Source organism: Plantibacter sp. (genome assembly GCF_059073635.1).
Map to the genome: position 1 here is coordinate 138,779 of NZ_JCACOF010000001.1, position 26,575 is coordinate 165,353.

General features: G+C 69.7%; 18 protein-coding genes. 8 read left to right on the top strand and 10 right to left on the bottom strand.

The window, feature by feature from the left end; all coding sequences use genetic code 11:
• Nucleotides 1–301: 301 nt before the first annotated feature.
• From AC5JOC_RS00660 to AC5JOC_RS00670, 3 genes are all read left to right on the top strand, one after another.
• Nucleotides 302–1,570, top strand: a complete 1,269-nt coding sequence (locus AC5JOC_RS00660) for a glycosyltransferase (RefSeq protein WP_124768718.1) — start codon at nucleotides 302–304, stop codon at nucleotides 1,568–1,570.
• The gene (locus tag AC5JOC_RS00665) at nucleotides 1,567–2,340 is read left to right on the top strand and encodes a CDP-alcohol phosphatidyltransferase family protein (protein ID WP_430891893.1); all 774 of its coding nucleotides are present in this window, start codon (nucleotides 1,567–1,569) and stop codon (nucleotides 2,338–2,340) included. Before AC5JOC_RS00660 ends, AC5JOC_RS00665 begins: the two co-directional genes overlap by 4 nt.
• Nucleotides 2,341–2,736: 396 nt before the next feature.
• Nucleotides 2,737–4,377: a right-handed parallel beta-helix repeat-containing protein gene (locus AC5JOC_RS00670; RefSeq protein WP_124768716.1), complete on the top strand. Its 1,641-nt coding sequence runs from the start codon at nucleotides 2,737–2,739 to the stop codon at nucleotides 4,375–4,377.
• A gap of 33 nt (nucleotides 4,378–4,410) precedes the next feature.
• Here the strand turns inward: AC5JOC_RS00670 and AC5JOC_RS00675 are convergent, their stop codons facing one another.
• Genes AC5JOC_RS00675 through AC5JOC_RS00685 form a run of 3 tightly spaced genes read right to left on the bottom strand, consistent with a single transcriptional unit; the run spans nucleotide 4,411 to nucleotide 8,002 of the window.
• The gene (locus AC5JOC_RS00675) at nucleotides 4,411–5,355 is read right to left on the bottom strand and encodes a glycosyltransferase family 2 protein (protein WP_411557913.1); all 945 of its coding nucleotides are present in this window, start codon (nucleotides 5,353–5,355) and stop codon (nucleotides 4,411–4,413) included.
• Nucleotides 5,352–6,860: a lipopolysaccharide biosynthesis protein gene (locus AC5JOC_RS00680; RefSeq protein WP_124768714.1), complete on the bottom strand. Its 1,509-nt coding sequence runs from the start codon at nucleotides 6,858–6,860 to the stop codon at nucleotides 5,352–5,354. The genes AC5JOC_RS00675 and AC5JOC_RS00680 overlap by 4 nt, the downstream gene beginning before the upstream one ends.
• Entirely contained in the window at nucleotides 6,857–8,002 is a 1,146-nt protein-coding gene (locus AC5JOC_RS00685) for a glycosyltransferase (RefSeq protein ID WP_164486922.1), read from the bottom strand. The genes AC5JOC_RS00680 and AC5JOC_RS00685 overlap by 4 nt, the downstream gene beginning before the upstream one ends.
• 221 nt (nucleotides 8,003–8,223) lie before the next feature.
• On the opposite strand from AC5JOC_RS00685, the gene AC5JOC_RS00690 reads away from it, so the two are divergent.
• The 3 genes from AC5JOC_RS00690 to AC5JOC_RS00700 are packed head-to-tail and all read left to right on the top strand — an operon-like array spanning nucleotide 8,224 to nucleotide 11,031.
• Nucleotides 8,224–8,934: a YveK family protein gene (locus tag AC5JOC_RS00690; protein ID WP_494244854.1), complete on the top strand. Its 711-nt coding sequence runs from the start codon at nucleotides 8,224–8,226 to the stop codon at nucleotides 8,932–8,934.
• On the top strand, nucleotides 8,867–9,658 hold the full coding sequence (locus AC5JOC_RS00695) for a CpsD/CapB family tyrosine-protein kinase (protein ID WP_494244856.1): 792 nt from the start codon (nucleotides 8,867–8,869) through the stop codon (nucleotides 9,656–9,658). Before AC5JOC_RS00690 ends, AC5JOC_RS00695 begins: the two co-directional genes overlap by 68 nt.
• 14 nt (nucleotides 9,659–9,672) lie before the next feature.
• A complete protein-coding gene (locus AC5JOC_RS00700; RefSeq protein ID WP_124768711.1) occupies nucleotides 9,673–11,031 on the top strand; it encodes an O-antigen ligase family protein in 1,359 nt (452 codons plus the stop codon).
• Here AC5JOC_RS00700 and AC5JOC_RS00705 read toward each other — a convergent pair.
• The 3 genes from AC5JOC_RS00705 to AC5JOC_RS00715 form a co-directional block, all read right to left on the bottom strand.
• Nucleotides 10,965–11,888, bottom strand: a complete 924-nt coding sequence (locus AC5JOC_RS00705; RefSeq protein WP_124768710.1) for a glycosyltransferase — start codon at nucleotides 11,886–11,888, stop codon at nucleotides 10,965–10,967. The genes AC5JOC_RS00700 and AC5JOC_RS00705 overlap by 67 nt on opposite strands.
• A gap of 10 nt (nucleotides 11,889–11,898) precedes the next feature.
• On the bottom strand, nucleotides 11,899–17,583 hold the full coding sequence (locus AC5JOC_RS00710) for a PKD domain-containing protein (RefSeq protein ID WP_494244858.1): 5,685 nt from the start codon (nucleotides 17,581–17,583) through the stop codon (nucleotides 11,899–11,901).
• Between the two features lie 219 nt (nucleotides 17,584–17,802).
• Nucleotides 17,803–18,465 carry a hypothetical protein gene (locus tag AC5JOC_RS00715; protein ID WP_494244860.1) on the bottom strand — a complete coding sequence of 221 codons (663 nt, stop codon included), beginning with the start codon at nucleotides 18,463–18,465 and terminating at the stop codon, nucleotides 17,803–17,805.
• Nucleotides 18,466–18,695: 230 nt separating this feature from the next.
• Here AC5JOC_RS00715 and AC5JOC_RS00720 point away from each other — a divergent pair, with 230 nt between their 5' ends.
• Complete coding sequence (locus AC5JOC_RS00720) at nucleotides 18,696–19,175, top strand: FAD synthase family protein (RefSeq protein ID WP_494244861.1); 480 nt, start codon at nucleotides 18,696–18,698, stop codon at nucleotides 19,173–19,175.
• A 101-nt stretch (nucleotides 19,176–19,276) separates the two neighbouring features.
• Entirely contained in the window at nucleotides 19,277–20,020 is a 744-nt protein-coding gene (locus tag AC5JOC_RS00725; protein ID WP_494244862.1) for a polysaccharide deacetylase family protein, read from the top strand.
• A gap of 122 nt (nucleotides 20,021–20,142) precedes the next feature.
• Here the strand turns inward: AC5JOC_RS00725 and pip are convergent, their stop codons facing one another.
• The 4 genes from pip to recQ all read right to left on the bottom strand — a co-directional run bounded on the left by pip (nucleotide 20,143) and on the right by recQ (nucleotide 26,392).
• Entirely contained in the window at nucleotides 20,143–21,102 is a 960-nt protein-coding gene (gene pip, locus AC5JOC_RS00730) for a prolyl aminopeptidase (RefSeq protein ID WP_079705114.1), read from the bottom strand.
• A gap of 65 nt (nucleotides 21,103–21,167) precedes the next feature.
• Nucleotides 21,168–22,055, bottom strand: a complete 888-nt coding sequence (gene ypfJ / locus AC5JOC_RS00735) for a KPN_02809 family neutral zinc metallopeptidase (RefSeq protein ID WP_079705113.1) — start codon at nucleotides 22,053–22,055, stop codon at nucleotides 21,168–21,170.
• Nucleotides 22,056–22,145: 90 nt separating this feature from the next.
• On the bottom strand, nucleotides 22,146–24,227 hold the full coding sequence (locus tag AC5JOC_RS00740) for an acyl-CoA dehydrogenase family protein (RefSeq protein ID WP_124768703.1): 2,082 nt from the start codon (nucleotides 24,225–24,227) through the stop codon (nucleotides 22,146–22,148).
• A 161-nt stretch (nucleotides 24,228–24,388) separates the two neighbouring features.
• Nucleotides 24,389–26,392 (bottom strand): DNA helicase RecQ, encoded by a 2,004-nt coding sequence (gene recQ / locus AC5JOC_RS00745; protein WP_494244864.1) that lies wholly within the window; start codon nucleotides 26,390–26,392, stop codon nucleotides 24,389–24,391.
• Nucleotides 26,393–26,575 lie beyond the last annotated feature (183 nt).

Below are 26,575 nucleotides of genomic sequence, written 5' to 3' on the forward strand. Positions count from 1 at the left end.
GCATGCACCCGAAGCTGCGACGAGTCACGCGACGCTTACCCGAGCCGACCGCGCCTCCGTCCCGTCCTCACCCGACGACGGACGCTTCGCTCGCACGCTCGTGAGCGGCACCATCATCGACGTAACACCCGGTTCCCGACCGAGCACCCGATACCCGAACGCCGGCGCCTGAGGCGCCGGGCAGCAGTACCGCCGCACCGACCCGAAACCCGTGCGCCGGTCGAACGACCATGAGAGACCCGAACTCAGCCATGTACAGCATCGTGCAGTCCTTCCTGCGAACAACGTCCGCGTCCACCCGATGAGCGACCCGAGACGCAAGACCGTCGCCCACGGCCGACGTCCCGACGGCACGCTTCGCATCGCGATGGTCGGGACCCGTGGGGTCCCGGCCGCCTACGGCGGATTCGAGACCGCCGTCGAGGAGATCGGCAGCAGGCTCGCCGCGCGCGGCCACGAGGTCACCGTCTACTGCCGCCGCACCGCGGCCGAGCAACCGGCCGAACACCTCGGGATGCGACTCGTGCACCTGCCGGCGGTCCGCAAGAAGGTCTTGGAGACCCTCAGCCACACCGCTCTGTCCGTCCTCCACATGGCGGTCACCCGACGCAACGACGTCGCCTTCGTCTTCAACGCGGCGAATGCGCCCTTCGTCCCCGTCATCCGTGCCAAGGGCGTCCCGACCGCCGTACACGTCGACGGCCTCGAATGGAAGCGCGCCAAGTGGAGCGGCTCCGGCAAGCGCTACTACCGGTGGGCGGAGGAGCGGTCCGTGCGCACCGCTGACGCGCTCATCGCGGACGCGGCGGGGATCGCCGACTACTACGAGCAGCAGTTCGGCGTGCCGACCGAACTCCTCACCTACGGCGCCAAGATCCTCGAGCAGCCTCGGACGGATCTGCTCGGCTCCGGTGCCGGCGTCGAGGCCGGTGCGTTCCACCTCGTGGTCGCCCGCTTCGAACCGGAGAACCACGTCGACCTGATCGTCGAAGGCTTCATCCGCAGTGCCGCGCGGCACCCGCTGGTGGTCGTCGGCTCGGCACCGTACGGCGCCGAGCACAGCGAGCGCATCGCCGCCCTTGCCGCGAGCGACCCCCGGGTGCACCTGCTGGGCGGCGTCTGGGACCAGGAGCTCCTCGACCAGCTGTACGCCGGCGCACTCACCTACGTCCACGGCCACTCGGTCGGTGGAACCAACCCCTCGCTCCTCCGCGCCATGGGTGCCGGTACGGCCGTGATCGGCTTCGACTCCGTGTTCAACCACGAGGTCGTCGGCAGCGCCGGCTCGTTCTTCGCGACGGCCGACGAGGTCGCCCGCCTCGTCGAGCAGGCGGAGGGGGACGAGGCGGGCACCGCCGCCCTCGGCGCAGCCCTGCAGGTGCGCGCCGCGGATGTCTACCGCTGGGACACGATCGCCGACGGCTACGAGGCGCTCGCCCTCCGTCTGGCGGACGGCGCGACGATCCACGGCACCGGACGCTTCACCCGCCTGCCCATCGACTGGAACCCGAAACCGGTCAGCGGCATCAACCCGACACGCATCACCGAGAGCACCGGAGGATTGGCATGACCCGAATCACTGCCGACACCCGTTCGACCACCGAGTCCTACACCGAGATCGTCGCCCGCCTGGCCGGTGCGCAGAAGAAGCGCGCCGCCGGAGCCCCGGCCTACTCGATCTACGTGAACCGCAAAGCCGGCCGATACCTGGCCGCCGGCGCCTACAAGGTCGGACTCACCCCGAACATCGTCACGGCCATCAGCGCGGTGTTCACCTTCTCAGGCATCGCGATGCTGGCCATCCTCCCGCCGGCGTGGTGGGTCGGCGTCGCCGTCTGGCTCGCGCTGGCGATCGGCTACGCCTTCGACTCGGCTGACGGACAGGTGGCGCGTCTGCGCGGCGGCGGATCCGCCAGCGGCGAATGGCTCGACCACGTCGTCGATGCGACGAAGATCTCGACCCTGCACCTCGCCGTGCTCATCATGGTGTTCCGTCACTTCGAGTTCACGGATCCTGCGCTCTACCTCATCCCGATGGGGTACACGGTCGTCGCAGCGGTGTCGTTCTTCGCGATGATCCTGAACGACCAGCTCAAGGCCGCCTACGGTTTCAAGCCCGCTGCGGACGCGCGCAGGAGCTCACCACTCCGCTCGCTCCTCGTGATCCCCACGGACTACGGGTTCCTGTGCCTGGTGTTCCTGCTCATCGGCGCGCCCGTCCTCTTCTTCGCCGCGTACACGCTGATGTTCGTCGCGAACGCCGGCCACCTGCTGCTCGCCTCGGTCAAGTGGTTCAGGGACATGGACCGCCTCGGTGCGGCACCGGTGTCCGCCGAGTAGCGGCGCTCCCTCCCCCTCGACGTCGGTCGTCGCCTCCGGGCGACGACCGACGTCGTATTCGTGGGCTCGTTCACGGCCGGTTCCGAGGGGGGCATCACCGACGTTCTCCACGCCGGTTCTCCGACGCCGATGACGGGCGCACAGCTCCGCCCTGCGTGCGTGGAATCGTCGTCGGCGTTCCTCTCTTATAGGCCACCCTCCTGCAGCCGAGCGCGAGCGGACGGGCGCCCTGCAACTGCCATCCACGGTTCGGGGGTCATCAGCTCCGACTCCACCAGATCCGGCTTGCGAAGCGGGTTTCGGTTCGGGCAAGGTATTGCACACTCGCGATGCACGGACCCCCCGATCGGGGGAGGATCCCGCCGAACCGAAGCAGCTGTCCGACGGAGGATTCACATGGGTGGATGGAGTGGTGCCAGGCGCACCGGTGCTGACGGCGGAACCGGGGCGTCGCTCGCGACACCGTCATCCTCACGGATCAGGGCGGCTGTCCTGACCGGAGGGCTCCTGGCCCTCGTCGGGACGACGATCGTGGCCGGGCCGGCCGACGCCGCGACGAACGGGTCACTCGCCCTGCGGACCGGCTACTCGACCGCGGTCACCGTGTCGGAGGCTGTGCTCGGCAATGTGACGGCGTCCGCGTCCTTCACCGTGCCGGAGCAGCGCTCCACCTACCTCGCGGTGCAGATGCGTTCGACCGATCCGGGATCGGGATATCGAGCCAAGGTCCGCATCCAGGATGCCGGAGAGGTCTCGGTCGGTATCGTCCGCGTCGTCGGCGGCGTCGAGACCACGCTGGCGAGTGGTTCGACGAGCCTCGCGGTGTCGACCGGTCAGCAGCTCCGGATCGAGGGCGTCGTCGCCGGCACCAACCCGGTGCGGATCGCCGTTCGAGCGTGGGCCGACGGTGCCGCGAAGCCCGGGTGGCAGCAGTCGATCGCCGATGCGAGCTCCCGACGGATCTCGACCCCCGGCGTCGTCCGCCTCTGGGGATACCTGTCCGCGTCGGCGGCGCTCAGCGCGACCGTCCCGTTCTCGAACGCCTCGACCTCGACGGTCGTGCGGCCGCCCGCCCCGACCCTCACGACCCCGCCGGACGACGACCCCGCGCCCGGCCAGCCGTCACCGGCTCCGAGCGCATCGCCCAGTCCAGCCCCATCCGCGTCACCCTCTCCCGCTCCGTCGGCCGTCCCCTCCCCGGATCCGTCCCCGTCACCCGCTCCGCCGACCGGAGGTCAGCCGAGTTCCCCGCCGAAAGACCCGGTGAAGCCCTCGGCGAGCACGACGGGTGTCCCGGCCGGGACGAAGCTCACCCGATACGACGGCGACCTCACGATCACGACACCGGGCACCGTCATCTCGGGCCTCGACATCCACGGCTTCGTCACGGTGAAGGCACCGGACGTCACGATCAAGAACTCGATCGTCCGCGGCGGCAAGGCACGGGGGTACGCCCTCGGACTCATCACGAACTACGGGTACGACAACCTCCTCATCGAACGGGTCGACGTGATCGCCGAATTCCCGTCGGTCTACTTCGACGGCATCAAGGGCTGGGACTTCACCGCCCGCGGCGTGCACGTCGTCGGCAACGTCGACTCGATCAAGATCCACGGTGACAACGTCCTGGTCGAGAAGTCCCTCCTCGAGGACACCGTGTTCTACGCGAACGACCCCGCGCAGGGCGGCGGGTCGACCCACAACGACAACATCCAGATCCTGCGCGGCAAGAACCTCCGGATCATCGGGAACACCATCCGCGGCGCGACGAACTTCGCCATCCTCGGCGGTGCGGAGCAGGACGATGTGACGCTCACCGTCGACGGGAACTGGATCGACGGAGGCCATTGCTCCGTGAAGCTCCAGACCCGCAAAGGGTGGAGCCAGACGGCCACGGTCACGAACAACAAGTTCGGACCCAACCGGGTGGTCTCCTCGTGCCCCTTCACCGCGTACCCGGCGGTCAGCCTGACGCAGAGCGGCAATGTGATGGAGCTCACGGGGACGGTCGTCAGCGCACTGCTGCTGGTGTCCTGACCGGGAGACATCCGGGTCGGCGACCGGTCCGGGTCAGTGGGACGCCCGCGCGTACTCGCTGTACACGCCGCCGAACGCGCCTGCGATCATCCCCGCTCCGCGTCGGGCGGTGCGGCGTCCTCGCGCATCGTGCCGCATCGAACCGCGCACCCGTCCGAGCAGACTCTGCGCGGAACCGCCCACCAGCCGCACCGCACCCTTGGACAGGAGCCCTGCGCGGATCCGCAGGCGGCCGAGGCGAGACGGTTCGAGCGCCAGGGACGTCCTGCTCCAGGAGTTGCCGCTCCGGTAGGCGCGCTGCAGGACCCACGCCCTCGTGATCCGGCTCACCGGCACCTCGTCGGTCACCTCGGCCTCGTCGCACCAGAGCATCCGTCCTCCCTGCGCCACGATCGCCCGGGAGAAGAGCGTGTCCGAGCCACCCGACAGACCGAAGCGGTGGTCGAACACGATCCCGTGCCCACGGAGCCATCGGAGGTCCAGGAGGAGGTTGTTCGTCGCAGCCACCGTGATCTCGGTCCCGGTGGCGAGGCGCCGCCGGTCGAAGAACCGACCGGCCTCGACCCACGGCTCCGGCTCACGCTCGAAGACGGACACGACCGACCCCACCACGGCCACGACGGACGGATCGGCCTGACGGTAGACCTCGACGAGCTGCGCCAGCCACCGTGCCGACGGCACCTCGTCGTCGTCGATGAACACGAGCAGGTCTTGGTCGCCCGACGCGGCGAGGGCACGGTTGCGTCCGGCGACGATCCCCGGGACCGCCTCGTGCACGTAGACGCCCTCATCGCCGAGTGCCGCGACGACCGCTTCGCGCGCGCCGGCCTCCGGGTCGTTGTCGACGACGAGGATCCGCACGCTCGCATCGACCATGCGGCCCTGCTCGACGAGCTTGGGGATCAGGTCGACGATCTGGGAGACACGCTTGTAGGTGAGCACCGCGATCGTCAGGGTGGTGAATGGTGGGGTGCTCATACGGCATCCTCTCCTGGAGTGGTCGGCTTGGGCGCGCGACGGGACCCGATGGTCTCTCGGGCCCGCTGGACGAACCGTCGCGCGGTGCGGCGGTGGAAGAGCAGGAAGACCCCGACGCAGCTGAGGACGAAGGCGAGACCGCCGACGACGAGGTGGAGCAGGTCGGGGAGCCCGAGCAACCCGATGCCGAGGTAGACCGCCGCGCCCCAGATGCTCGCGTGGACGGCCGGCAGCATGACGCCGAGCTGGGCGCGGATGCGGACACCCGTCAGCCGGCGCTGGATCGCGAGGAGCACGGGCGCGAGGACGAATCCGGCGATCGTGTACCCGGCTGCGACGCCGACGACGCCGAACTGCAGACCGATGACGATCCCGCCGACCTGGAGCGCCGTGGCGAACAGCTCGTATCTGAGGTTCAACGAGGCGAACCCGAGGGCCTTCATGAGTGACGGGGTGATGTAGAACACCGTTTCGCGGGCGCCGCCCAGCGCCAGGATCGAGATGAGCACCGCGGCGGCGGCCCATTCAGGGCCGAGGACGGCCATCACGAGTTGGGGAGCCGCCGCGGAGATGAGCACCATGATCGGGATGACGGTGGTCGCCAGCATCTCCGTCGCGTCGGTGAGCTGCCTGGCGATCCGGACCCGGTCGCCGGCGTTCCTGGAGAACACGGGGAAGAGCACCCGGTTGACCGTCTGCCCGATGAGCTGCACCGGGATGGACAGGACGCGGTAGGCCATCCCGTAGAACGCGAGTGAGGTGACGCCGAGGAAGCGTCCCACCAGGATGTTGTCGATGTTCCGCGAGAAGTACGCGATGCAGTTCGTCGCGAACACCTTGATGCTGTAACTCAACAGCATGCCCATGCTGCGGAACGCGAGGTTCGGAACCGGCCCGCGGAAGGCGATCAGGAGCACGACCGCGACGAGCGCATCGGTCACGAGGGTCTGGTAGACGGTGGCGAAGAAGTCGGCGCCGAGCAGTGCCGATGCGATACCGGCGATCGCGCCGATGACCGCGCCGACGACGTCGGCGACGGCGATGTGCTTGAACTGCAGCGTGCGGGACAGCATCGCACGAGGCACGACGGCGAGCGCCTTGAGCGGCAGGAGGACGCCCAGGATCCGCAGCACCTCCGCCAGCGCGTCGACGCGGAAGAAGTCCGCGATGACGGGGGCGAGGAACCACGTGAGGACGGCGAGGAGGACGGCGAGGAGGATGTTGAGGGTGGCGACCGCACCGGGTGCTCGTCGTTCCAGGGAGGGCCGCTGGATGAGCGCCGAGGAGAGGCCCTGGTCGAGCATCAACGTGGTCAGGGTGACGTAGATCGTCGCGGCGCTCACGACCCCGTAGCTCGACGGGCCGAGGATGCGTGCGATCACCAGTGCGCTGGCGACCTGCGCGAGCTGCCGCAGGATGACGGCGGTGCCCGACCACTTCACGCCCTGCGCCGTCGTCTGGGGCGGTTTCCTGAGCCCGTCGTCAGCCGGGTCGGTCGCCGTCACGACGCAGCCTCGACCCCACGGCTCCGACGCCCCTGGAGCGCCCGGGACACGGCGGTGCGCAGGTGTTCGCGGTAGGAGGCGGTGCTGTGACGCTCGGTGGCGACCAGGGCGTCACGTTCTGCGGCCTCCCGCACGTCCGACCAACCCGTCGCGATGGACTCGATGGCGCTCGCGATGGCGGACGCGTCACCGGGGGCGACGAAACGCGCGGATTCGTAGCCGGCGGCCGCCTCCCGCAGACCGGAGGTGTCGCTGACGACGACCGGGCGCGCCGCGAGCATCGCTTCGACTGCGGTGTTGCCGAAGGGCTCGTCGACGCGAGAGGAGACGACCATGACGTCGGCGGCACTGATCATCGGGTAGGCGTCGTCGACGAACCCCTCGAAGGCGACACGCTCCTCGAGCCCGAGTGCACCGACCCGCTCGCGGAGCGCCTCCTCGAACCACTCGTACCCGGGGTAGACCGCGCCGACGAGGCTGAGCGACGCCGGCAGGGTCTCCGGGAGCTGTGCGATGGCCTCGACGACCACGTCAGGCCCTTTGCGCGCCGACAGGCGGCCCACGTACACGACGCGGATGCCACCCTCGAGGGTGGGACGGGGGGCGTGGACGGTCCTGGGAGCGGTGACCCCGTTCAACACGATCTCGGATCGTGCGGCCAGTGCTGGGAACATCCGCTCCACGGTCCGCTGCGAGAAGCCACTGTTGTAGACGATGCGGTGGGCGAGATGGAGGGGGGCGGACAATGCGAACCGCGCCAGACGTCCCGCGCTGTCCTCCGCCTCGTGCACGTGCACCACGAGCGGGATGCGGGAGAGCCTCGCGATCACGTTGGCGATGGGGATGGTGACGGTGCTCACATAGACGACGGACGGTCGCACCCGACGGACGAGGCGCCGTCCGCGGAACACCCACACGATCGAGCGGCCGGCGAGTCGGACGAGCCCGACCGGTGACAGCATCGACTTGCGGAGCACGGGGAGGTCCGTGACCTCGACCTCCGCACCGATCCGACGCAGTTCGTCCACCAGTGGGCCGTCGGACGCGAGGACGACCGTGACCGGCACGTCCCGCTCCGTATAGGCGGCGACGCTCTCGAGCAGCACCCGGTCGGAGCCGTAGAGCTCCGCGCTCGGGTGCATGACCATGACTCTCATCGAGCCGACCCCATCTCGTCGCAGCGTGTTGCGAGCGGGCACCCAGGCCCAGGTCACGCTTCGGGTGCGAACGGGGCGGCGGAGACAAACGGGTACACGCTGGAATCAGCGTACCGGACTGCGGACGTCCCGCACCGCTCACGGCGTTCGGTCCTCGGAGAACGCCGTAAGATGCGATGCAGGCCCGACCACCCAGGAGACCACCCGTGACTTTGCTCGGATACGTACGCGCCATCGTGACCGGGTGGTGGATCGTCGCCATCGCGCTCATCGCGGGCCTCGGCCTCGCAATGGTCTACAACTCGATCAGCACCCCGGTCTACGCGAGCAGCGTCAAGTTCTTCGTGTCCACCCAGACCGACGTGGGCGGTTCGGCGCTTGCCGCGGACGAGTTCGCGCAGCGTCGCATCAACTCCTACGTGCAGCTGCTCACGAGCGAGTCGATGGCTCGTCAGATCATCGAGTCGAGCGGGGTCGACCTCACGGTCGCCGAGGTCTCCTCACGGATCAACGCCTACTCCGACCCGGAGACCGTCCTGCTGGGCGTGGAGGTGCAGGACACCGACAAGGACCGGTCCTTCGCGCTCGCGCGCGCCGTCGCCGACCAGTTCGGTCAACTCGTCTCCACGCTCGACAACCGCGGTGATGCCGAGCTTGCGAACGTCAAGTTGAACGTGGTCTCCGGTCCGACGCTCAACGAGGACGCCGATCTCACCGAAGAAGCCCCTGAACCTCGCGCTCGGTGCCATCGTCGGACTCGCTCTCGGAGCCACGATCGCCATCGTCCGCAAGACGAGCCGCCGGGCGATCGGGACCGCCACCGAGCTCGAGGACGCCCTCGAACTGCCCGTGCTCGCGAGCATCCCGCGGGTCCGCACCCGCGGACTCCTCGCCCGGCGGGCGGCGGGCGGCCATGATCCCGCCGGCCAGCTCGACCGGCCGGTCGAGCGTCTCGTCGCGGGTCTCGGCCTGGACGTGGCGAAGCCACGGCAGCAGGTGATCCAAGTCTCCAGCGCCCATGCGGGCGACGGGCGGTCGCTCGTCGCAGGCTCCCTCGGGCTGTCCCTGACCCGGTTCCACTCGACCGTGGTGATCGTCGACGCCGATCTCGCCCATCCGGCGCTCAGCGCGGCCTTCGGCCTCACCGAGTCACCGGGCCTCGGCGAGTACCTCGCCGGAGAGGCGGAGGTGTCCGACATCATCGCTGAGACCTCCACCCCGGGCCTGCTCGTCATCCCGGCGGGCCGTGCGCACCTCGACGCCGCGCAGGGGTTCGCCTCGACCCGGTTCGCGCAGCTGGTCGAGCACATCAGGGCGAACTGCGACCTGGCCGTCATCGACACCGCTCCCCTGTTGCCCCGCATCGACGCCTCGCTCATCGGTCGGCTCTCGGACGGCGCGGTCCTCGTGGTCGGTCGCGACCGGGCGACCAAGCCGCAGCTCCTGAGCGGCATGGAGGCGCTCGCGCCGGCCGGCACCCTGGTCCTCGGTTCCGTGCTCAACTCGTCTCCACGTCCGTCCAGGCGCCACGGGGGCGCCCATGCGCGTCGGATGGACGAGCAGCTGCGTTCCCTCATCGGTCAGCGCGGCGGAGACGAGCGACCGAAGACGACGGCCCGGACCGCTCGCGCCGAACCGTAAGCCGCGCTCCGCCCATGACCCAACTCATCCTCTGGATCCTGGTCTGCCTGGCGGTGGCGCTCGTCCTGCGCGACCGCCCGATGGCGAGCGTCGCCATGGCGGTCTCACTCTGGTTCCTCGTCCCGACCGTCGGCGGATACGTGCTGACCGGCCAGGCGAGCGGAGGGCTGGCGTTCCATCCGGCCACCTGGCTGGTCATCGCCACCGTCGCGATGCAGGTGATCCACAACGGACCGCGGCTCGCCGAGGTGGTCGCCGAGCACGTCGTGGTGTTCCTCGCGCTCGGGCTCGTCGTGTCGGTCGCGTTCGTCACGACCCGGTTCAGCAGCTACGGCGGCGGCATGAATCTGCTGGTCGACCAGATCCTCGTGCCCGTATTGCTCCTGCTCCTCATCCTCGAGGGTGCCGACCGCCGGTGGCTGTTGCGCCTCCGCGATCTGATCATCCTCCTCACCACCGTCGCCGTCGCCGTCGCGATCGCGCAGTGGATCGTGAAGGAGCCGATCGTCTACGCGGCAGGCTTCGAATCCCAGTACTGGTTCAACCCCGTCCACGACCGGTGGATGGGCACGCTGGACCAACCGCTCGCGCTGTCCCTCGCCGTCTGCGTCGTGACCCCGCTCCTCGCCGGTGTGCGCCACTGGTGGCTCCGGCTGCCGCTGCTGGCCGTGATGTTCGTCGGCGTCCTCGTGTCGCAGTCGCGCCTCGGGCTCATCGTCATGATCGTCGGCGCCCTGTACGTGGTCGGGATGTCGACGAAGAGTGCCGCCGCACGACTCGTCGGCATGGTGCTCGCCTCCGTCGCGATCGTCGCGACCGCCCTCTCACCCCTCGCGGCCGGCGTCCTCGATCGTGTCCAGGACGACACGGGGTCCACCCGCGCCCGGCTCCTCGCCCTCGACTTCTTCGCCCGGGAATGGCCGGACTTCCTGCTGACGGGGCAGGGGATCTCCTCCAGCTACCGGATCGGGTCGGCGGCCGGCCTCGGCACCAGCCTCGAGAGTGCCGTGCTCATGTACTCGATCGACATCGGGATCGTGTTCGCGCTGCTGTACTTCGGGACGATGGTCGCACTGCTCGTGACCGCTCGACGATGGGTCTCGATGCCCGGGGTCATGCTGGCCGGTGCGATCGCGGTCATCATCCCCCAGACGTACAGCTCACTCGCCACCCGCTCCGTCGCCGGCATCGTGCTCTGGGCGGTCATCGGCATCGCCGTCGCGGATGCGACGATCGGCCGCCGGACGGCTCTCGCGCTCAGGCCACCCAGGGTCGTCGTCGCCCGACACGCCTCCCGGCGGTCCGCTCAGGTGCCGGTCCGCCTCGCTCCGCGATCGATGCCGGTGAGGACGGCTCGGTCCTCCGGTCCGTAGACCCGGTCGATGGCGTCGTCGTTCCCGGTTCCCGCCACATTGTCCGCACGCAGGCTGATCACCTGGGTTCCTGGGACGGTGAGGAAGTGCACGGCCTTGTCGCGGACCTGGGCGACCGGCACGCCGGCGCGCAGGGCGATCGCGTGCAGCCAGATGTCGTCGGCCTTGGGGGTCACGGTCTCGAAGGCACGCCCGGCTCCGTGGAGCGCGTCGAGCATACGTGGCGGGTACAGGACACCCGAGACGCCGAGGGCGAAGTTCGCCGGGGACGGTGCGGTGTCGGATGCCGACGGCCACGAGCCGTAGGGCGCGAAGCGTCCGTCGTCGTCCAGTCGCACCACCCGTGCCCAGTAGCAGTGGATCGTGTCGGGGCGCGTTCGACCCGCCTCGAGCAGGTCTGCGAGCCATCGACGGGGGTAGATGATGTCGTCGTCGGCCGTCACGAGCGGTACCGACCGATCCGGCGTCGATTCGACGTACGGCCAGTATTTCGTGTGGGGGCCGAGGTTGTCGGCGAGACGCACCTCGAGCCCACGCCGCTGCAGACGTCGGAGCTGCGGCGTGGACCGTTCCAGAGCGTCAGCGTCATCGAGCCAGAGGATGATCCGGCGAGGGCGGACCACGCCGCGTCCGATCGACTCGATGGTGGTGTGAACAGCGTCGATCCGCACGCCGTAGCTCGTCAGCGAGACGACGGCATCGCCGTCTCCGAGCAGCGAGGACCGACGCGTGGCTTCGAGCGCGCCGAGGGTGATCGTGTCGAGGCGCGCGACGAGGTGCTTGAGACGCTTGCGAGCGCGGCGCAGCGCGCCGCCACCCTTCGGTGACGACGCGTGGCCGGTGGAGACGGCGCTCATCGAGCCGCGCTCACTGGACGGGCCGAGCGACGAGGCTGTCGAACGACACGGACACCGGGAAGTTGGTCGAGCTGCCACTCAGGTACGCGACGAGCGCGACGGTCCCGGCGCCCTGCAACTCGGCCGATGCGTCGGTCGCGGTCGTCTGCCAGGCGGCCGGCTCGGTGGAGGCCGCAGCCCAGACCTTGGCGCTGATGGTCGACGTCCCGCTCCCCGTCACCTGCACGCGCACGGTGTACTCCGTCGCAGGAGCGAACACCCCGGCCACGGCGACCGTCTTGAGGGTGGTCTCCACACCCGCGACCGTCTTCGTGACGTAGAGGGTCATCGCGCCGTTGGAAGCGACCTTGACCTTCGCCCGGTAGTCGTTCCCCGGGGACACCTGGCGGCCCGCGAGGGAGACGAAGGCGCCTCCACCGTCGGGCAGCTTGTCCAGGGAGAAGTTGACGGTGGCGTCCGTGCTCTGCGCCGAGACACCGGCCAGGTACGCGCTCACTCCGGCGCCGGCCTTCGTGAGCTTGAGCACGCCCTTGCCGGCCGCCACGGACGCGTTGGCCGCTCCCCCGGTGACCGTCCAGGCACCACCCGTGTCGGCGTTGCCGAAGCCGCCGGCCTGGGTGCGCTCGAACGTGTCGGCAGCGAACTTGGCTGCCGGGTCCACCGGCGGGTCGACCGGCGGGGTCACCGGGGCGGTCACGGTCGCGACACTCGTGACGGTGCCTGTGGCACCGACGTTGTCCGTCACCGTGAGCCGCACCGTGTAGGAACCTGCCGCGGCATAGGTGTGCGTCGCGGTGGCACCGGTCGCGGTCCCGCCGTCTCCGAAGTCCCAGGCGTAGGAGGCCAGCGTCCCGTCACTGTCGCTCGACGTGGAGCCGTCGACACTCAGCACGAGGTCCGCAGCCGACTGGGTGAACGCGGCCACCGGGGCGACGTTCGCGACCGGTGGGGTCGTCGGGGCACCGACGGGCACCACCGTCAGACTGTCGAACGCCACGGAGACCGGGAAGTTGGTCGAGCTGGCGCTCAGGTAGGTCATGACCCCGACGGTTCCCGCTGTCTGGAGGACGGCCGTGCTGTCGGTCGTCGTCGTCTGCCAGCTCGTCGGCTCGGCAGTGGCGGTGCGCCACGCCTTCGCGTTGACCGTGGTCGCGTTGGCGCCGTCGACCTGGACACGGATGGTGTACTCCGTGCCGACCGTGTAGGTGCCTGCAAGGGCGACGGTCTTCAGCGTGGTCTCCGCGCCGCCCACCGTTCGGGTGATGTAGAGGGTCATCGCGCCGTTCGACGCCACCTTCACCTTCGCCCGGTAGTCGTTGCCTGCGGACACCTGGCGTCCGGCGAGCGAGACGAATGCCCCGCCGCCGTCAGCCACCTTGTCCAGGCGGAAGACGACGCTGGCGTCGGTCGAGGTCGACGAGACGCCCGAGAGCGACCCGTTCACGCCTGCCCCGCCCTTGGTGAGCTTCAGCACACCCTTGCCGCCGGTGACGGTGGCGTTCGCCGCACCTCCGGTGATCGACCAGGTGCCGCCGCTGTCCGCCGTGCCGAAGCCACCCGTCACCGAGCGCGTGAACGAGTCGTTCGCGAGCGAGGTCGGGGTGACCGGTGCGGTGACGGTCACGCTGCGCGTGGTCGAGTTCGTCGCACCGCCGTTGTCGGTCACCGTCAGCGTGACCGTGTAGGTCCCGGCGGCGGCGTAGCTGTGCGAGGCCGTGGCTCCGGTCGCCGTCCCGCTGTCGCCGAAGTTCCAGGAGTAGGACGCGATGGTGCCGTCGCTGTCGGTCGAGGTGGAGCCGTCGACCGCGACGACGAGGCCGCTCGGCGTCGCCGTGAAGGCGGCCGTCGGAGCGACGTTGGCGGGAGCCGCGACGGTCACGACGGAGGTGCTGCTGCCCGTCAGGCCGTCGTTGTCCGTCACCGTGTGCGTGACTGTGAAGCTTCCGGCGGCGGCGTAGGTGTGCGAGACCGTGGCTCCGGTGCCGGTCTGACCGTCGCCGAAGTTCCAGGCGTGCGACACGATCGTGCCGTCGCCGTCGGTCGAGGTCGAACCGTCGAGGCTCACCGCGAGACCGGCGGCCGACTGCGTGAAGTGCGACGTCGGCGCGACGAGGACCGGCGCGCTGACGACGATGGTCTGGGTGACCTCGCCGATCGCGCCCTGGTCGTCCGTCACCGTGAGCTTGGCCTGGTAGCTGCCCGCGGCCGTGTAGGTGTGCGACGTGGTGGCGCCCGTGCCGGTCGTGCCGTCACCGAAGTTCCAAGCGAAGGACGCGATCGAGCCGTCAGGATCCGTCGACGCCGAAGCGTCGAAGGCGACCGTCAGGTTCTGCGCGGACGGACTGTAGGCGGCGGTCGGAGCGACGTTCGGGAGCTTCGTCGTGACGGAGCCGGTCGTGGTCGCCGTCGCGCCCCGGTTGTCGGTGACGGTGAGGGTCACGGTGTGCGCACCGGCCGTCGTGTAGTCGTGGCTCGGCGTCACGCCGGTCCCCGTCGTCCCGTCGCCGAAGTCCCAGGCGTAGGACGCGATGGTGCCGTCCTGGTCCGCCGAGGCGGAGGCGTCGAACTGCGCGTGCAGGTCGACGGCGGAACCGGTGAACGATGCGGTCGGAGCGACGTTCGGCACCACGCCCGTCCCGAGTTCCCAGTGGTTCTGGACCTGGGCGTTCGTGAGCGGCGTCGGGTAGACGGCGACCTCGTCGAGCGTCCCGGAGAAGAACGGGTCGGTGCCGTTCCACACGTTGTCACCGGCGATCCGCCAGTAGCCCGCGTAGTCCTGCGCACCCGTCTGTGGGTTGGTGCCCTGCAGCGCCCCGTCCACGTAGAGCTTCATCCCGTCGCTCGACTGCTCGGCCACGAGGTGGTGCCAGGCACCGTTGTTGAGGCCGGCGACCGAGGTGATCGTGTTCGTCTGGCCCGTCCAGGTCCCGAAGGTCAACGCACCGTTCGGCTCCATGTAGACGTGGCGGTCGTAGCTGCCGGACGTACCGGTCTGACTGCTCCCGAAGCCGATGAGCTTGCCTCCACGCGTCGTCGTGGTCTTGAACCACAGTTCGAGGGCGTACGAGTTCGGGCTGGAGAACTGGTCGTTGCTCGCGACGCCGGCCTGCTGCCAGCCGCCCTGGTTGATGGGGTCGAACGCGGCGGCCTTGTTGGCCGTCCCGGTGATCGCACCGTCGACGCCCTGGTTCACCCGGCCGGTGTACGTTCCGGCGTGATCGCTCTTCGAGGAGTCGAGCGCCGCAGCGCCCGCCGTCTCGCCGAGTCGCCAGTACAGCGTCGGGTCCAGGTTGTAGACCGAGGCGCCGTAGCTGTCTGCGGGCGCCGCCGGGATCGGCGAGGTCCGTCCGGAAGCGACGAAGTGGTTGATGATCGAGTCCTGGCTGAGCGCGGCGTCGTAGATGGCGACCTCGTCGATGTTGCCGGCCAGGTAGGACGATGACGGCTGGTTGGGCCAACCGCCCAGGTTGTCACCGCCGATCCGCCAGTAGCCGTTGAAGGGCTGACCGGTGGTCGTGTCGGCACGGCTCGCCACGAGGCGGCCGTCGACGTACAGCTTCATCCCGGCGCTGCTCATCGACGCTGCGACGTGGTGCCACTGTCCGTCGTTGTAGCTCTTCGACGAGTTCACGGTCCTGACCTGGCCCGGGTAGACCCCGAAGAAGATCCGGCCGTCGTTGTCCAGGTACACCTGGCGGTCGTAGTTGTTCGAGTTGCCGGTCGCAGAGCCGCCGAAGCCGATGATCTTGCCACCGCTCGTGGAGGTCGTCTTGATCCAGCTCTCGACGGTGAACGTGTCCGGGGACAGCTGTACGTCCGGCGTCGTCACGTTCCCGTTGGTCCCGGAGAACCCGTACGAGGCGTTCGTGTCGCCGATCCCCGAGCCGTCCTGGTTGAGCGAGACGTCACCGGTGATGTTGCCGTCGGCGAAGCCCGCCCAGTCCTCGGCGGTGGTGCCGCCCGATTCACCGAACCGGTAGTAGGTCTTCGGGCTGTCGGCCAACACGGACGACGAGTACGCGCTCGAGCTCTGACCACCGGACGCGATCGTCACGGTCACGGTGTCGGAGCGAGCGATGTTCCCGAAGGGGTCGGTGGCGAACACCCGGTAGCGGTAGGTCTGACCGGGGGTCAGACCCGTGTCGACGTAGCCCATCGAGCCACGTTGCCAGAAGGTCGACTCCTTGGTCGTCGTGTAGATCGGCTTGGCCGTGTTGCCGTCGCGGATCACCTGGTAGGTGAGGTTCGTGTTGTCGCGGTCCCAGTTCGCCGTCCAACGGATGCGTGCCTGGCCGTTGACCGACGAGGTGACCGTCGGGTTGAAGCGCGAACCCGTCACGACGGGACCCTGCGCGTTCGGCGCCTTCGACGACACCGCGAACCGGACGAGACCCTGCTGACCGGATCCGTTCACGTTCTTGAACTCGCCGCCCATCACGACGTACTGCGTGTTACCCGCGACGGACCATGGGCCCTGGTTCTGACCGGTCTTGGTGCCGGTGTCGAGGTTCGGGAACCAGTTGAGGAGCGTCGGCGAAGCCTGACCGCCCCAGCTCGGGTAGCCGTAGATGTCGGGGGTCGCCGTCCCGGTGGCCGCCTTGCTGAAGGCGATCCCGCGGTAGAACGACCAGGGGTCGGTCTGCGGGAACCCACCGATGTTGCCGCAGTAGTGTGCGTGGCCCGCGGTGTACACGACGTCTCCGACGACCGCGGCACTGTACGTGTCACCGTGGCAGTCTGCGACCCACTGGAGCGCCCCGCCGTCCCATGAAGCGCGGAAGCTGTTCTCGAGGTTGCCACCGGAACCGAAGACGTAGCCGGTGCCGTAGACGCTGTCGCCGTCGGAGGTGAGGCTCGTGATCCCGGCCTGGGTGCCGCCGTTGCGCACCTTGTCGTTCGCACCGAACGGCAGCAGCGCACCGTCGGTGAGGTTCACGGCCGCGACACCGTACCCCGGGTTGGTCGAACCGTTGACCGACGTGAACTGGCCGCCGACGACCGCCTTCGAGCCGTCGGGCGACAGGACGATCGCGTTCACCCGCCCGCCGTCCGCCGCCGGTGCCCATGGGAGGACCGCGCCGTTGGAAGCGCTGGCCGCCGCGAGGCGGAGGCGCTGGTCGGTCCCGACCGAGGTGAAGAGTCCGCCGAAGTAGACGGTGCTGTTCGTCGCGGCGATCGCGCGCACCGTCGAGGCCGGCTTCGGGAGGAAGGAGGTGATGAGCGCGCCGGTGGTCGGGTTGAGCGCGGCGATCCGCCACACCGTCGCGCCGTTCACCGCGGTGAACGAACCGCCGACGTAGATCCGCGAGCCGTCGGGGGATGCCGCGACGCTGACCGCCTCGCCGCCGGTGAGGCTCGGAGCGAAGCCCTGGATGAGCTCGCCGGTCGAGAGCTTGTACGCGAGGATGTTGTTCCGCGTCACCGTGTTCGTGCCGGGGGCGGCACCCGCCGGACGGGCCGTGGAGAAGTCTCCCACCGCGTAGACGGTGTCGCCGACGACGATCTGCTGCCAGACCACACCGTCCACCTGGACGGTCGGGAGCGCGTCGGCGCTGACCGTGGTCGGCGAGGCCGGACTGGTCGGATCGACCGGCGCGGTGTCGGCGTACGCAGGCGTGGCGACGAGCGCGCCCGTCAGGACCGCGGCGAGCGCCACGGCCGCGACGGCAGCCTTCGAGAAGAGAGAACGGGTCATGATCGGGTGCCCCCATCAGTCGCCGAGCAGGCGACCGGTAACGGTGAGAGAGATGCACGACACGGCTTCGGGTGCAGTGGCGCGATCGGATGCTATCAGCGCCGCTGACGCGCCAGTATCCCTCGAACATGGGTGATTTTGCCCCCCGCTGTTGCCCCGCGGATCACCCCCTCAGGTCGCCATCGGCCACCGTCGCCGACCTCGACTCGCTCGAGATGATCAGGCGGACGGCGCTGCGCCTTCGAACAGCACCACCGGTGCGGTCACGACCGAGTCGACGAACACCCGGAACGACTCGCGCTGGTCGGCCGGCACGGCGAACACGTAGACCGCTGTCGCACGGTCCCCAGCAGCGAGCCGGGCCGGGAAGGCCACGACGCCGGGACCGCTCAGCTCGGAACTCGCGGTCCGGTCCGGGCCGGAGTCGGCCGTGACCTGCACGGTGCGAAGGTCGACCTCGGCGTCGGAGCCGTTCACGAACTCGACCGACACCCGCACGGCGGGCCCGGATATCTCCCCCACGCCGGTCGCCTCGCCGTCGACGGCCTCGAGCCCGGTGATCGCGACCGTGACACCGGGGAGCGGCTCGGCGTCGTCGTCGAAGGCGATCGGCGTCTGCGTGGGCCGTCCACCCGGTTCCACCGGTGCGCCGGTCGACGAGCCGGTCGCTCCAGGCGTCGTGGCTCCGGCGCTGGTGGACGAGGTGGGGACCGCCGTCCCGGTCGCGCCGCCCGCATCGGTCGTCGTCGCCGGACGGAAGAGGAGGAACGCCACGACGAGCAGCGCGACGACCACGACCGCCGACACGACGATCAGCGTGGTCCGACGACGGGTCTTCGGCACGTTCGTGTCTGCCGTCTGTTCACCCTCGAGCTCGGTCACCGTGGTACCCCGTTCCGAGCGATCCGCCCGTGTCCGCTGCGGAGGCCTCCGGAAGGAGTCCTCTCGGGAGGCAGCTTATTGGGCCCGGCCTGACGCTGCCAGGCGTCGCCCCCTCCTCGGGTGGCACCTGAAAGTGGACTCGGCAAGCGGTGATGACCCTCATACGCTCGGACCAGGCTCAATGAACGCGCCGGAGACGTCAGGGAAACACACACACGGGGAGCGTTCAGATGAGCGATCAGCACGCAGCGGCACGACCGGGACGCGTCGGCTACGCAGCAGGCGCCTTCGACCTCTTCCACGTCGGGCACCTGAACATCCTCCGTCACGCCAAGAGCGCGTGCGACTACCTCATCGCCGGGGTCGTCTCGGACGAGCTGCTGCGCACCCGAAAGCGCATCGAGCCCATCGTCCCGCTGACCGAGCGTCTCGAGATCGTCCGCCACATCGGCTTCGTCGACGAGGCCGTCGAGGAGACCTGGGAGGACAAGCTCCAGGCGTGGGAAGCGCTCCGGTTCGACATCTTCTTCAAGGGCGACGACTGGCGCGGGACCGCCGAGGGCCTCCGGCTCGAGGCGGAGTTCGCCAAGGTCGGCGTCGAGGTCGTCTACTTCCCGTACACGATGAGCACCTCGAGCACGGCACTCCGCCGTGCACTCGCCCAGCTCGAGGAGCAGCGCGAGCTCGACACGACGCTCGTCCAGGCCTGACACCCGCCCTCCCTGCGCCCGTTCCGCCGCCGCGGCCGCGCTCCCGTTCGCCACGACAGCGAGGTACTGTTGGACGGATCGACTCACAGGGCGGTGGACACATGACGAAGGCTCGGCAGGCGTTGCTCGCCCGGCTCACCGGCTCGCTGCCCGTCCACGGTTCGATCGTCGGCGTCGCGACCGATGAGCGGACGGTCGTCATCACCTACGGCGACGGCCCGAGCCCCGACGGCACGCCGGGTGTCCTCGACGCCCTCGCCGAGGCCGGCGCGACCGCCACGTTCTTCGTCCTCGTCGGCCGCGCGCGGAAGTACCCGGAGCTCCTCGAACGCATCGTCGCAGGTGGGCATGAGCTCGCCCTGCACGGCGACGACCACGTACGCCTCACCGACTTCTCCGAGGAGGTCGCCTACCGGCGCACCCTCGCGGCGAAACAGGAGCTGGAGCAGTTGAGCGGCCAGTCGATCGAGTGGTTCCGGCCGCCCTACGGCGCGCAGAGCATCGAGACGTGGCAGGCCGTCAAACGAGCCGGCCTGCAGACGGTGCTCTGGACGGCGACCGCCTGGGACGTCAAGGACGTCGGCGAGCACGAGCGCGTCGCCCACGCCGTCCGGCACTGCCACCAGGGCTCGATCCTGCTCGCCCACGACGGCTTCGCCGGCCCGGCCGACGGCGTCGACGACGGCCCGGAACCCGAGGTCGACCGCGGCGCGCTCGCTGCCGAGCTGCTGAGCGGTTTCGCCCGCGAGGGCCTCGTCGGCCGCTCGCTCGGCGAGGCCCTGCGGCGTGGGCAAGGCCGTCCGCCGGGCACGCTTCACGGAATAGTGATCACCCCCGGTCCCTGAACCGACTCCGGTCCCTGAGCCGACCCCGGTCCCTGAGCCGACCCCGGTCCCTGAGCCTGTCGAAGGGCGTCGTCAGGGACCGGAGCAGTCTCTCCCGCCAGCGGCGTCCGGGACCGCAGCCCTCAGTCCTTCGCGAAGCGGTCCGTCGCGTCGATGAGCGCCGACAGGATGCCCGGCTCGTCGAAGGCGTGGCCCGCGTCGGGGACGATCGTGAAGTCCGCTTCCGGCCAGGCCCGGTGCAGGTCCCACGCGGTGAAGACCGGGGTGCACATGTCGTAGCGGCCCTGGACGATCACGCCGGGGACTCCGGCGAGTTTGCCGGCATCGCGGATGAGCTGCTCGGGTTCGAACCAGCCCTTGTTCGTGAAGAAGTGGTTCTCGATGCGCGCGAACGCCACCGCGAAGTGCGGGTCGGTGAACCGGGCGACGGTCTCCTCCTGCGGGAGCAGGGTGATCGTCGAGGACTCCCACCGCGACCAGGCGACGGCCGCCGGCCCGTGGACGGCCGGGTCCTCGTCGAACAGACGCCGGTGGTAGGCCTCGATGAGGTGGCGGCGCTCACCGACCGGGATCGGCTCGAGGTAGCCCTCCCACAGGTCGGGGAAGACCGCGGAGGCACCACCCTCGTAGAACCAGTCGAGCTCGGCGTCGCGCAGCGTGAAGATGCCCCGGAGCACGAGCTCGGTGACACGCTTCGTGTGCTTCTGCGCATACGCGAGCGCGAGCGTCGAGCCCCAGGACCCGCCGAACACCATCCAGCGCTTGATCTTCAGCGCCTTCCGGAGGACCTCGAGGTCGGCGACGAGGTGCCAGGTGGTGTTCGTCGACAGGTCGGCCGCCGGATCGCTCGCGTGCGGGGTGCTCTTGCCGCAGCCGCGCTGGTCGACGAGGACGATGCGGTAGCGCTTCGGGTCGAAGAGCCGACGGTGGATCGGGCTCGTCGCGCCACCCGGGCCACCATGGAGGAACACGACGGGCTTGCCGTCGGGGTTGCCGGAGGTCTCCCAGTACAGCGACTGCCCGTCGCCGACGTCGAGCATGCCGGTCTCGTACGGCTCGATCTCGGGATACGGCTCACCCATACGGTCCACTTCCTCCTGTGTTCACGACACGTGTCTCATCTAGCATGCCGCACCCGGCACGCCGGTCAGAGCTGGTCGGCCGACACCGAGAAGGTGTCGCACGCGGACGGACCGGACTGGTAGCCGGTCATGAACCAGCGCTGCCGCTGCTCGGCCGAACCGTGGGTCCACGCCTCGGGGTTCACCTGGCCGGTCGCGGCCTCCTGGATGCGGTCGTCACCGACGGCCGCCGCGGCGCTCAGCGCGTCGTCGATCTCCTGCTGGGTCACGGGCTTCAGGAAGGCGACCCCCTTCGCGTCCTCGGTGTCCGATGCCGCGGCGACCCACGCGCCGGCGAAGCAGTCGGCCTGGACCTCGATGCGGACGGAGTCGGAGGCCGGACCCGTACCGCTGCGGTCGGCGCGGTCCATGATGCCGGTGAGCGCCTGGATGTGGTGCCCCCACTCGTGTGCGACGACGTACATCTCGGCGAGCGGTCCGCCCGAGGCACCGAAGCGGTCGCGCAGTTCGGCGTAGAAGCTGGTGTCGATGTAGATGGTCTGGTCCGGCGGGCAGTAGAACGGGCCCGTGGCGCTCGTGGCGGCACCGCAACCCGTGTTCGTCTGCTGGTCGAAGATGATGAAGTCCGCCGGCGAGGTGTAGTCGGCGCCGAGCGCGGGCAGCTCCTCGGCCCAGTAGGCGTCGAGCGACGAGTAGGCACCGCCCATGCGGCAGTCGACGTTCGCGTTCGCGTCGGCACCGGTCTGGCATTCGTCGGAGAGCTGGCTCTCCTCCTGCTGGCCCCCGCCGATGCCGCCGCCGCCGAGGATGCCCGAGACGTCGACCCCGAGGAACTGCGAGATGAGCGCGATCACGATGACGCCGACCGCGCCGCCACCGACGGCGATGCCGGTCGTGCGGCCCCGTCGCTTGACCTTGTTCCCGCTGATGTCGGCGTTGTCGTTGAACGTCATGTCGGCACCCTATCGCGCGGCGCGAGGTGAGGCATATCGTCGCCGGACCCTTGCGCGGACGACGATGTGCCTCCCGTCAACCGCGCGTGGTCAGCGGGACTTCTTCGTGAGCGTCTTCTCGTCGACGGGTGCGTCGCCCGAGGCACGGAGCTCGGCGAAGTAGTCGGCGGCCTCCTGCTGGCGCTGCGCCTCCTGGCCGGTCGCGATGGGTGCGCGCACATGCTCGGGGGCGAAGCCGAACGCTTCGACGAGGTCGAGGGCGTGCGGACGCAAGCGGGCGATGAGGCGGTCGACGTAGGCGCTGACGGCCTGGCCGCGCTGCGGGGAGAGGCGCCCGTGGATGAGGTACCAGGCAAGGTGCTTCTCGATGAGCGAGAGCCCGAAGAGGTCGTGCACCCAGGTCAGCACCTGCTTGGTGCCGGGGTCCTGGATCTGCTCGACACCCTCGGTGAACGCCTCCCACTGGAGGAGCTCGCCATGAGCGCGCGCCGCCTCGATGAGCTCGTTCTGGTGCGCGTTGAACAGGTCGGACGCGGCCTGCTTGGAGAGCTTGTTCGCGCCGCGCAGCTTCGTCGCGACCTCGGCGATCATCGACTCGACGCGCTCGGTCAGCAGCTCGCGCTGGACGTTCGTGTCGCGCAGCTGGCTCACCGAGCGTGCGGTGGACCCGAAGTCCTTCACGGTCTGCGCGAGGCTCCGGAGTCCACTGCTGTGCACGGCGCGGTCGGTCGCCTGCTCGACGACGTAGCGGGCGAGCGCACCGGCGTCGACCTTCGCGAACTTCCGGCTGTAGTCGGTGAGGAGACGCTTGGCGACGAGCTGCAGCAGCACGTTGTTGTCGCCCTCGAACGTCGCGTAGACGTCGAGGTCGGCGCGCAGGCCGGTGAGGCGGTTCTCTGCGAGGAAGCCGTTGCCACCGCACGCCTCGCGCGCCTCCTGGAGCGTGTCGAGCGCGTGCCAGGTCGACAGCGGCTTGAGGGCCGCCGCGAGGGTCTCGAGGTCCTGACGGTCGTCGTCCGAGTCGGCCTTGCCGCTGAAGACCTCGTCGAACTTCACGAGCAGCCGGTCGTGGGCGAAGATCTGCGCGTAGGTCGTCGCGAGGCGCGGCAGGAGCCGGCGCTGGTGGCGCTGGTAGTCGAGGATGACCTCCTCCTGGGTGTCGCTGCCCGCGTTGAACTGCCGACGCTCACTGCCGTAGGTGATCGCGATCTGCAGGGCGAGGGCGGAGGCCGACGTCGCGGCTCCGTCAAGGGACACCCGGCCCTGGACGAGCGTGCCGAGCATGGTGAAGAAGCGACGCCCGGGGCTCTTGATGGGCGAGGAGTAGGTGCCGTCCTCGGCGACGTCGCCGTAGCGGTTGAGGAGGTTGGTGCGCGGCACGCGGACGCCGGTGAAGTGCAGCCGGCCGTTGTCGATGCCGTTGAGCCCACCCTTCAGGCCGTCGTCCTCGCCGCCGATCCCGGGGAGGAATGCGCCCTCGTCGTCGCGGATGGGCACGTAGAAGCAGTGCACGCCGTGGTTCACGCCGTTCGTGATGAGCTGCGCGAACAGGGTCGCCGCCTTGCCGTGCACGGCCGCGTTGCCGAGGTAGTCCTTCCACGCCGCGCGGAACGGGGTGTCGATGACGAACTCCTGGGTCTCCGGGTCGTACGTCGCGGTCGTCGCGATCGAGGCGACGTCGGAGCCGTGACCGGACTCCGTCATCGCGAATGCACCGGGGACGTCGAGGTTCATCGCGCCGGGCAGGAACGCGTCGTGGTGCGGCTCGGTGCCGAGGTGCAGGATCGCCGCACCGAAGAGGCCCCACTGGACACCGGACTTGATCTGGAGGGACGGGTCGGCGAGGACGAGCTCCTCGAACCCGGCGATGTTGCCGCCGTGGTCGTCGGCGCCGCCGAGGCGCTTCGGGAACGCCTTGAGCACCTGGCCGTTCTCGACGAGGAGCTTCAGCTGGTGGAAGACGCGGTCGCGGTGGTCGTCCATCGACTGGCCCTCGATCCGCTGCATCTCCGGCTTGGCGGCGAGCGCACGCGACGCGAGACGGGCCTCCGGCCAGGTGCCGAGCAGCTGGTGCGCGAGCGCCGGGACGTCGATCCGCGCGTCGGACGGCGCCACCTCGACCGTCGCTGCCGTGGTACCGCTGACGCTCGTCCGGATCGCTGTGTCGACCATCGCTGTGTCCTGCCTTTCACCCATGAAAACCTCCCACAATGGTAGGACTGTCATAACGATGGGTGAAAGCGCCTGTGGGATGTGGACAAGGGCCCGCCCCATCGTCGTCGATCGACTTGGTCCTCCCCCACAGCTGTCGCAGCTCGCTCCCAGGAGCGGCGTCAGGCGTTGGCGGCGACGACCTCGATGAGCGCCTGCCCGTAGGCGTCGAGCTTCTTCGCACCGATGCCGCTGATGCCGTCGAGCGCACCGAGCGAGTCGGGCTTCGCCGTCGCGACCTCGCGCAGCGTCGCGTCGCCGAAGACGATGTAGGCGGGGACGCCCTGCTCCTTCGCGACCCCGGCCCGCCAGGCACGCAGGGCCTGGAACAGCTCGGCCGCGGCCGGCTCGAGCTCGGCGTTCGCGCTCGACGAGCGGGAGGACGACCTCGACGAGGAGCGGGCGGCACGTTCCGGCTCGCGACGCATGGCCACCGGTCGGTTCCCTGCGAGCACCTCGGCGCTCCCGTCGGTGAGGCCGAGCGTGCCGTACTCGCCGACGGTGGCCAGGAGGTCGCGTGCGAGCAACTGACGGACCACGCCGCGCCACTCCTGGTCGCTGAGGTCCTCGCCGATGCCGAAGGTCGCGAGTTCGTCGTGCCGCTGCTGGGCGACGCGGTCGGTCCGCTTGCCGCGGAGGATGTCGATGATCTGCCCCGCGCCGAAGGACTGGTTGCGCTCGCGCTTCAGGCGCACGATCGTCGAGAGGAGTTTCTGCGCCGGCACGGTGCCGTCCCAGGTGACCGGTGGTTCGAGGCAGGTGTCGCAGTTGCCGCACGGCGTGGAGGGCTGACCGAAGTAGCGCAGCAGGTTGACCCGGCGGCAGTCGACGGTCTCGCAGAGGGCCAGCATCGCGTCGAGGTGGGCGCTGAGGTTGCGCTGGTGCGCGAGGTCGCCCGGCGACTCGGCGATCATGCGCCGCTGCTGGACGACGTCCTGGAGGCCGTAGGCGAGCCAGGCGATGGACGGCTCGCCGTCGCGCCCCGCACGGCCGGTCTCCTGGTAGTAGCCCTCGACGCTCTTCGGGAGGTCGACGTGGGCGACGAACCGGACGTCGGGCTTGTCGATGCCCATCCCGAAGGCGATGGTCGCGACGACCACGACACCGTCCTCGCGGAGGAAGCGGGACTGCGCAGCCGCTCGCACGGAGGCGTCGAGTCCGGCGTGGTACGCCACGGCGTCCACCCCGTTGTCGCGCAGGAGCTGCGCCGTCTGCTCCACCGTCTTGCGGCTGAGGCAGTAGACGATCCCGGCGGTGCCGGCCGGCTGTTCCTTCACGAACGCGACGAGCTGCTTGCGGACCTCGTTCTTGCCGACGATCCGGTACTGGATGTTCGGGCGGTCGAAGCTCGAGACGAAGTGCTTCGCCTCGCCGAGATGGAGCCGCTGCGTGATCTCCTGGTGCGTCGCCTCGGTGGCGGTCGCGGTGAGCGCGATGCGCGGGACGTCGGGCCAGCGTTCGGCGAGCTCGCCGAGCATGAGGTAGTCGGGGCGGAAGTCGTGCCCCCACTGCGACACACAGTGCGCCTCGTCGATCGCGAGCAGGGCGATGGTGCCCTGGCCGAGGAACCGCCGGGTCGCCTCGGAGCTCAGGCGCTCGGGCGCGACGTAGAGGAGGTCGAGCTCGCCGGCGAGGTAGGCCTGTTCGACCCGCGAACGCTCAGCGGGATCCTGCGTCGAGTTGAGGAACGCGGCGCGGACGCCGACGGCGAGGAGTGCGTCGACCTGGTCCTGCATGAGCGCGATGAGCGGGGAGACGACGATGCCGGTGCCCGGTCGGAGCAGGGCGGGGATCTGGTAGCAGAGGCTCTTGCCCCCACCCGTCGGCATGAGGACGACCGCGTCGCCGCCACCGGCGACCTGCTCGATGATCTGCTGCTGCTCGCCGCGGAACGCGTCGTACCCGAAGACGGTGTGGAGTGCCTCCTGCGCCGTGGCGAACTTCTGGCCGGCCGCACGGGCGGCCACCGGAGCCGCTGCGGGCGGAGCGCCTGGAGCGGACGCGACCGCTCCACTCCCCCACGCGACACCACCGCCGAGGTACGCGTCGTCGGGCGGTGGGGCGTCGAAGTCGTCGGGAGCGTCCGCGTCGTCCGGGATCCAGTCGGGTTCGGTGCTCCAGCTCATCCGTCGATCGTAGCCGCAGCAGCTGACACCCCGGTGCCCCTCCACAGGAACGGATCCGAAGAATTTCGCTCCTCTTAATGCGCGACCCCGTCCGACACGCGATCGGATCTTTTTCCAAACCACCCCCGTGGGGGCTCCGAAGTGTCATCGAGGGCCGGTTCTGAGAGGCACTCGACAACCGGT

Coding starts and splice junctions, on each gene's coding strand:
- AC5JOC_RS00675 (WP_411557913.1), bottom strand. CDS start 5,355: ATGAGCACCCCACCATTCACCACCCTGACGATCGCGGTGCTCACCTAC.
- AC5JOC_RS00665 (WP_430891893.1), top strand. CDS start 1,567: ATGACCCGAATCACTGCCGACACCCGTTCGACCACCGAGTCCTACACC.
- AC5JOC_RS00660 (WP_124768718.1), top strand. CDS start 302: ATGAGCGACCCGAGACGCAAGACCGTCGCCCACGGCCGACGTCCCGAC.
- ypfJ (WP_079705113.1), bottom strand. CDS start 22,055: ATGACGTTCAACGACAACGCCGACATCAGCGGGAACAAGGTCAAGCGA.
- AC5JOC_RS00720 (WP_494244861.1), top strand. CDS start 18,696: ATGAGCGATCAGCACGCAGCGGCACGACCGGGACGCGTCGGCTACGCA.
- pip (WP_079705114.1), bottom strand. CDS start 21,102: ATGGGTGAGCCGTATCCCGAGATCGAGCCGTACGAGACCGGCATGCTC.
- AC5JOC_RS00740 (WP_124768703.1), bottom strand. CDS start 24,227: ATGGTCGACACAGCGATCCGGACGAGCGTCAGCGGTACCACGGCAGCG.
- AC5JOC_RS00670 (WP_124768716.1), top strand. CDS start 2,737: ATGGGTGGATGGAGTGGTGCCAGGCGCACCGGTGCTGACGGCGGAACC.
- AC5JOC_RS00685 (WP_164486922.1), bottom strand. CDS start 8,002: ATGCACCCGAGCGCGGAGCTCTACGGCTCCGACCGGGTGCTGCTCGAG.
- AC5JOC_RS00710 (WP_494244858.1), bottom strand. CDS start 17,583: ATGACCCGTTCTCTCTTCTCGAAGGCTGCCGTCGCGGCCGTGGCGCTC.
- recQ (WP_494244864.1), bottom strand. CDS start 26,392: ATGAGCTGGAGCACCGAACCCGACTGGATCCCGGACGACGCGGACGCT.
- AC5JOC_RS00725 (WP_494244862.1), top strand. CDS start 19,277: ATGACGAAGGCTCGGCAGGCGTTGCTCGCCCGGCTCACCGGCTCGCTG.
- AC5JOC_RS00700 (WP_124768711.1), top strand. CDS start 9,673: ATGACCCAACTCATCCTCTGGATCCTGGTCTGCCTGGCGGTGGCGCTC.
- AC5JOC_RS00705 (WP_124768710.1), bottom strand. CDS start 11,888: ATGAGCGCCGTCTCCACCGGCCACGCGTCGTCACCGAAGGGTGGCGGC.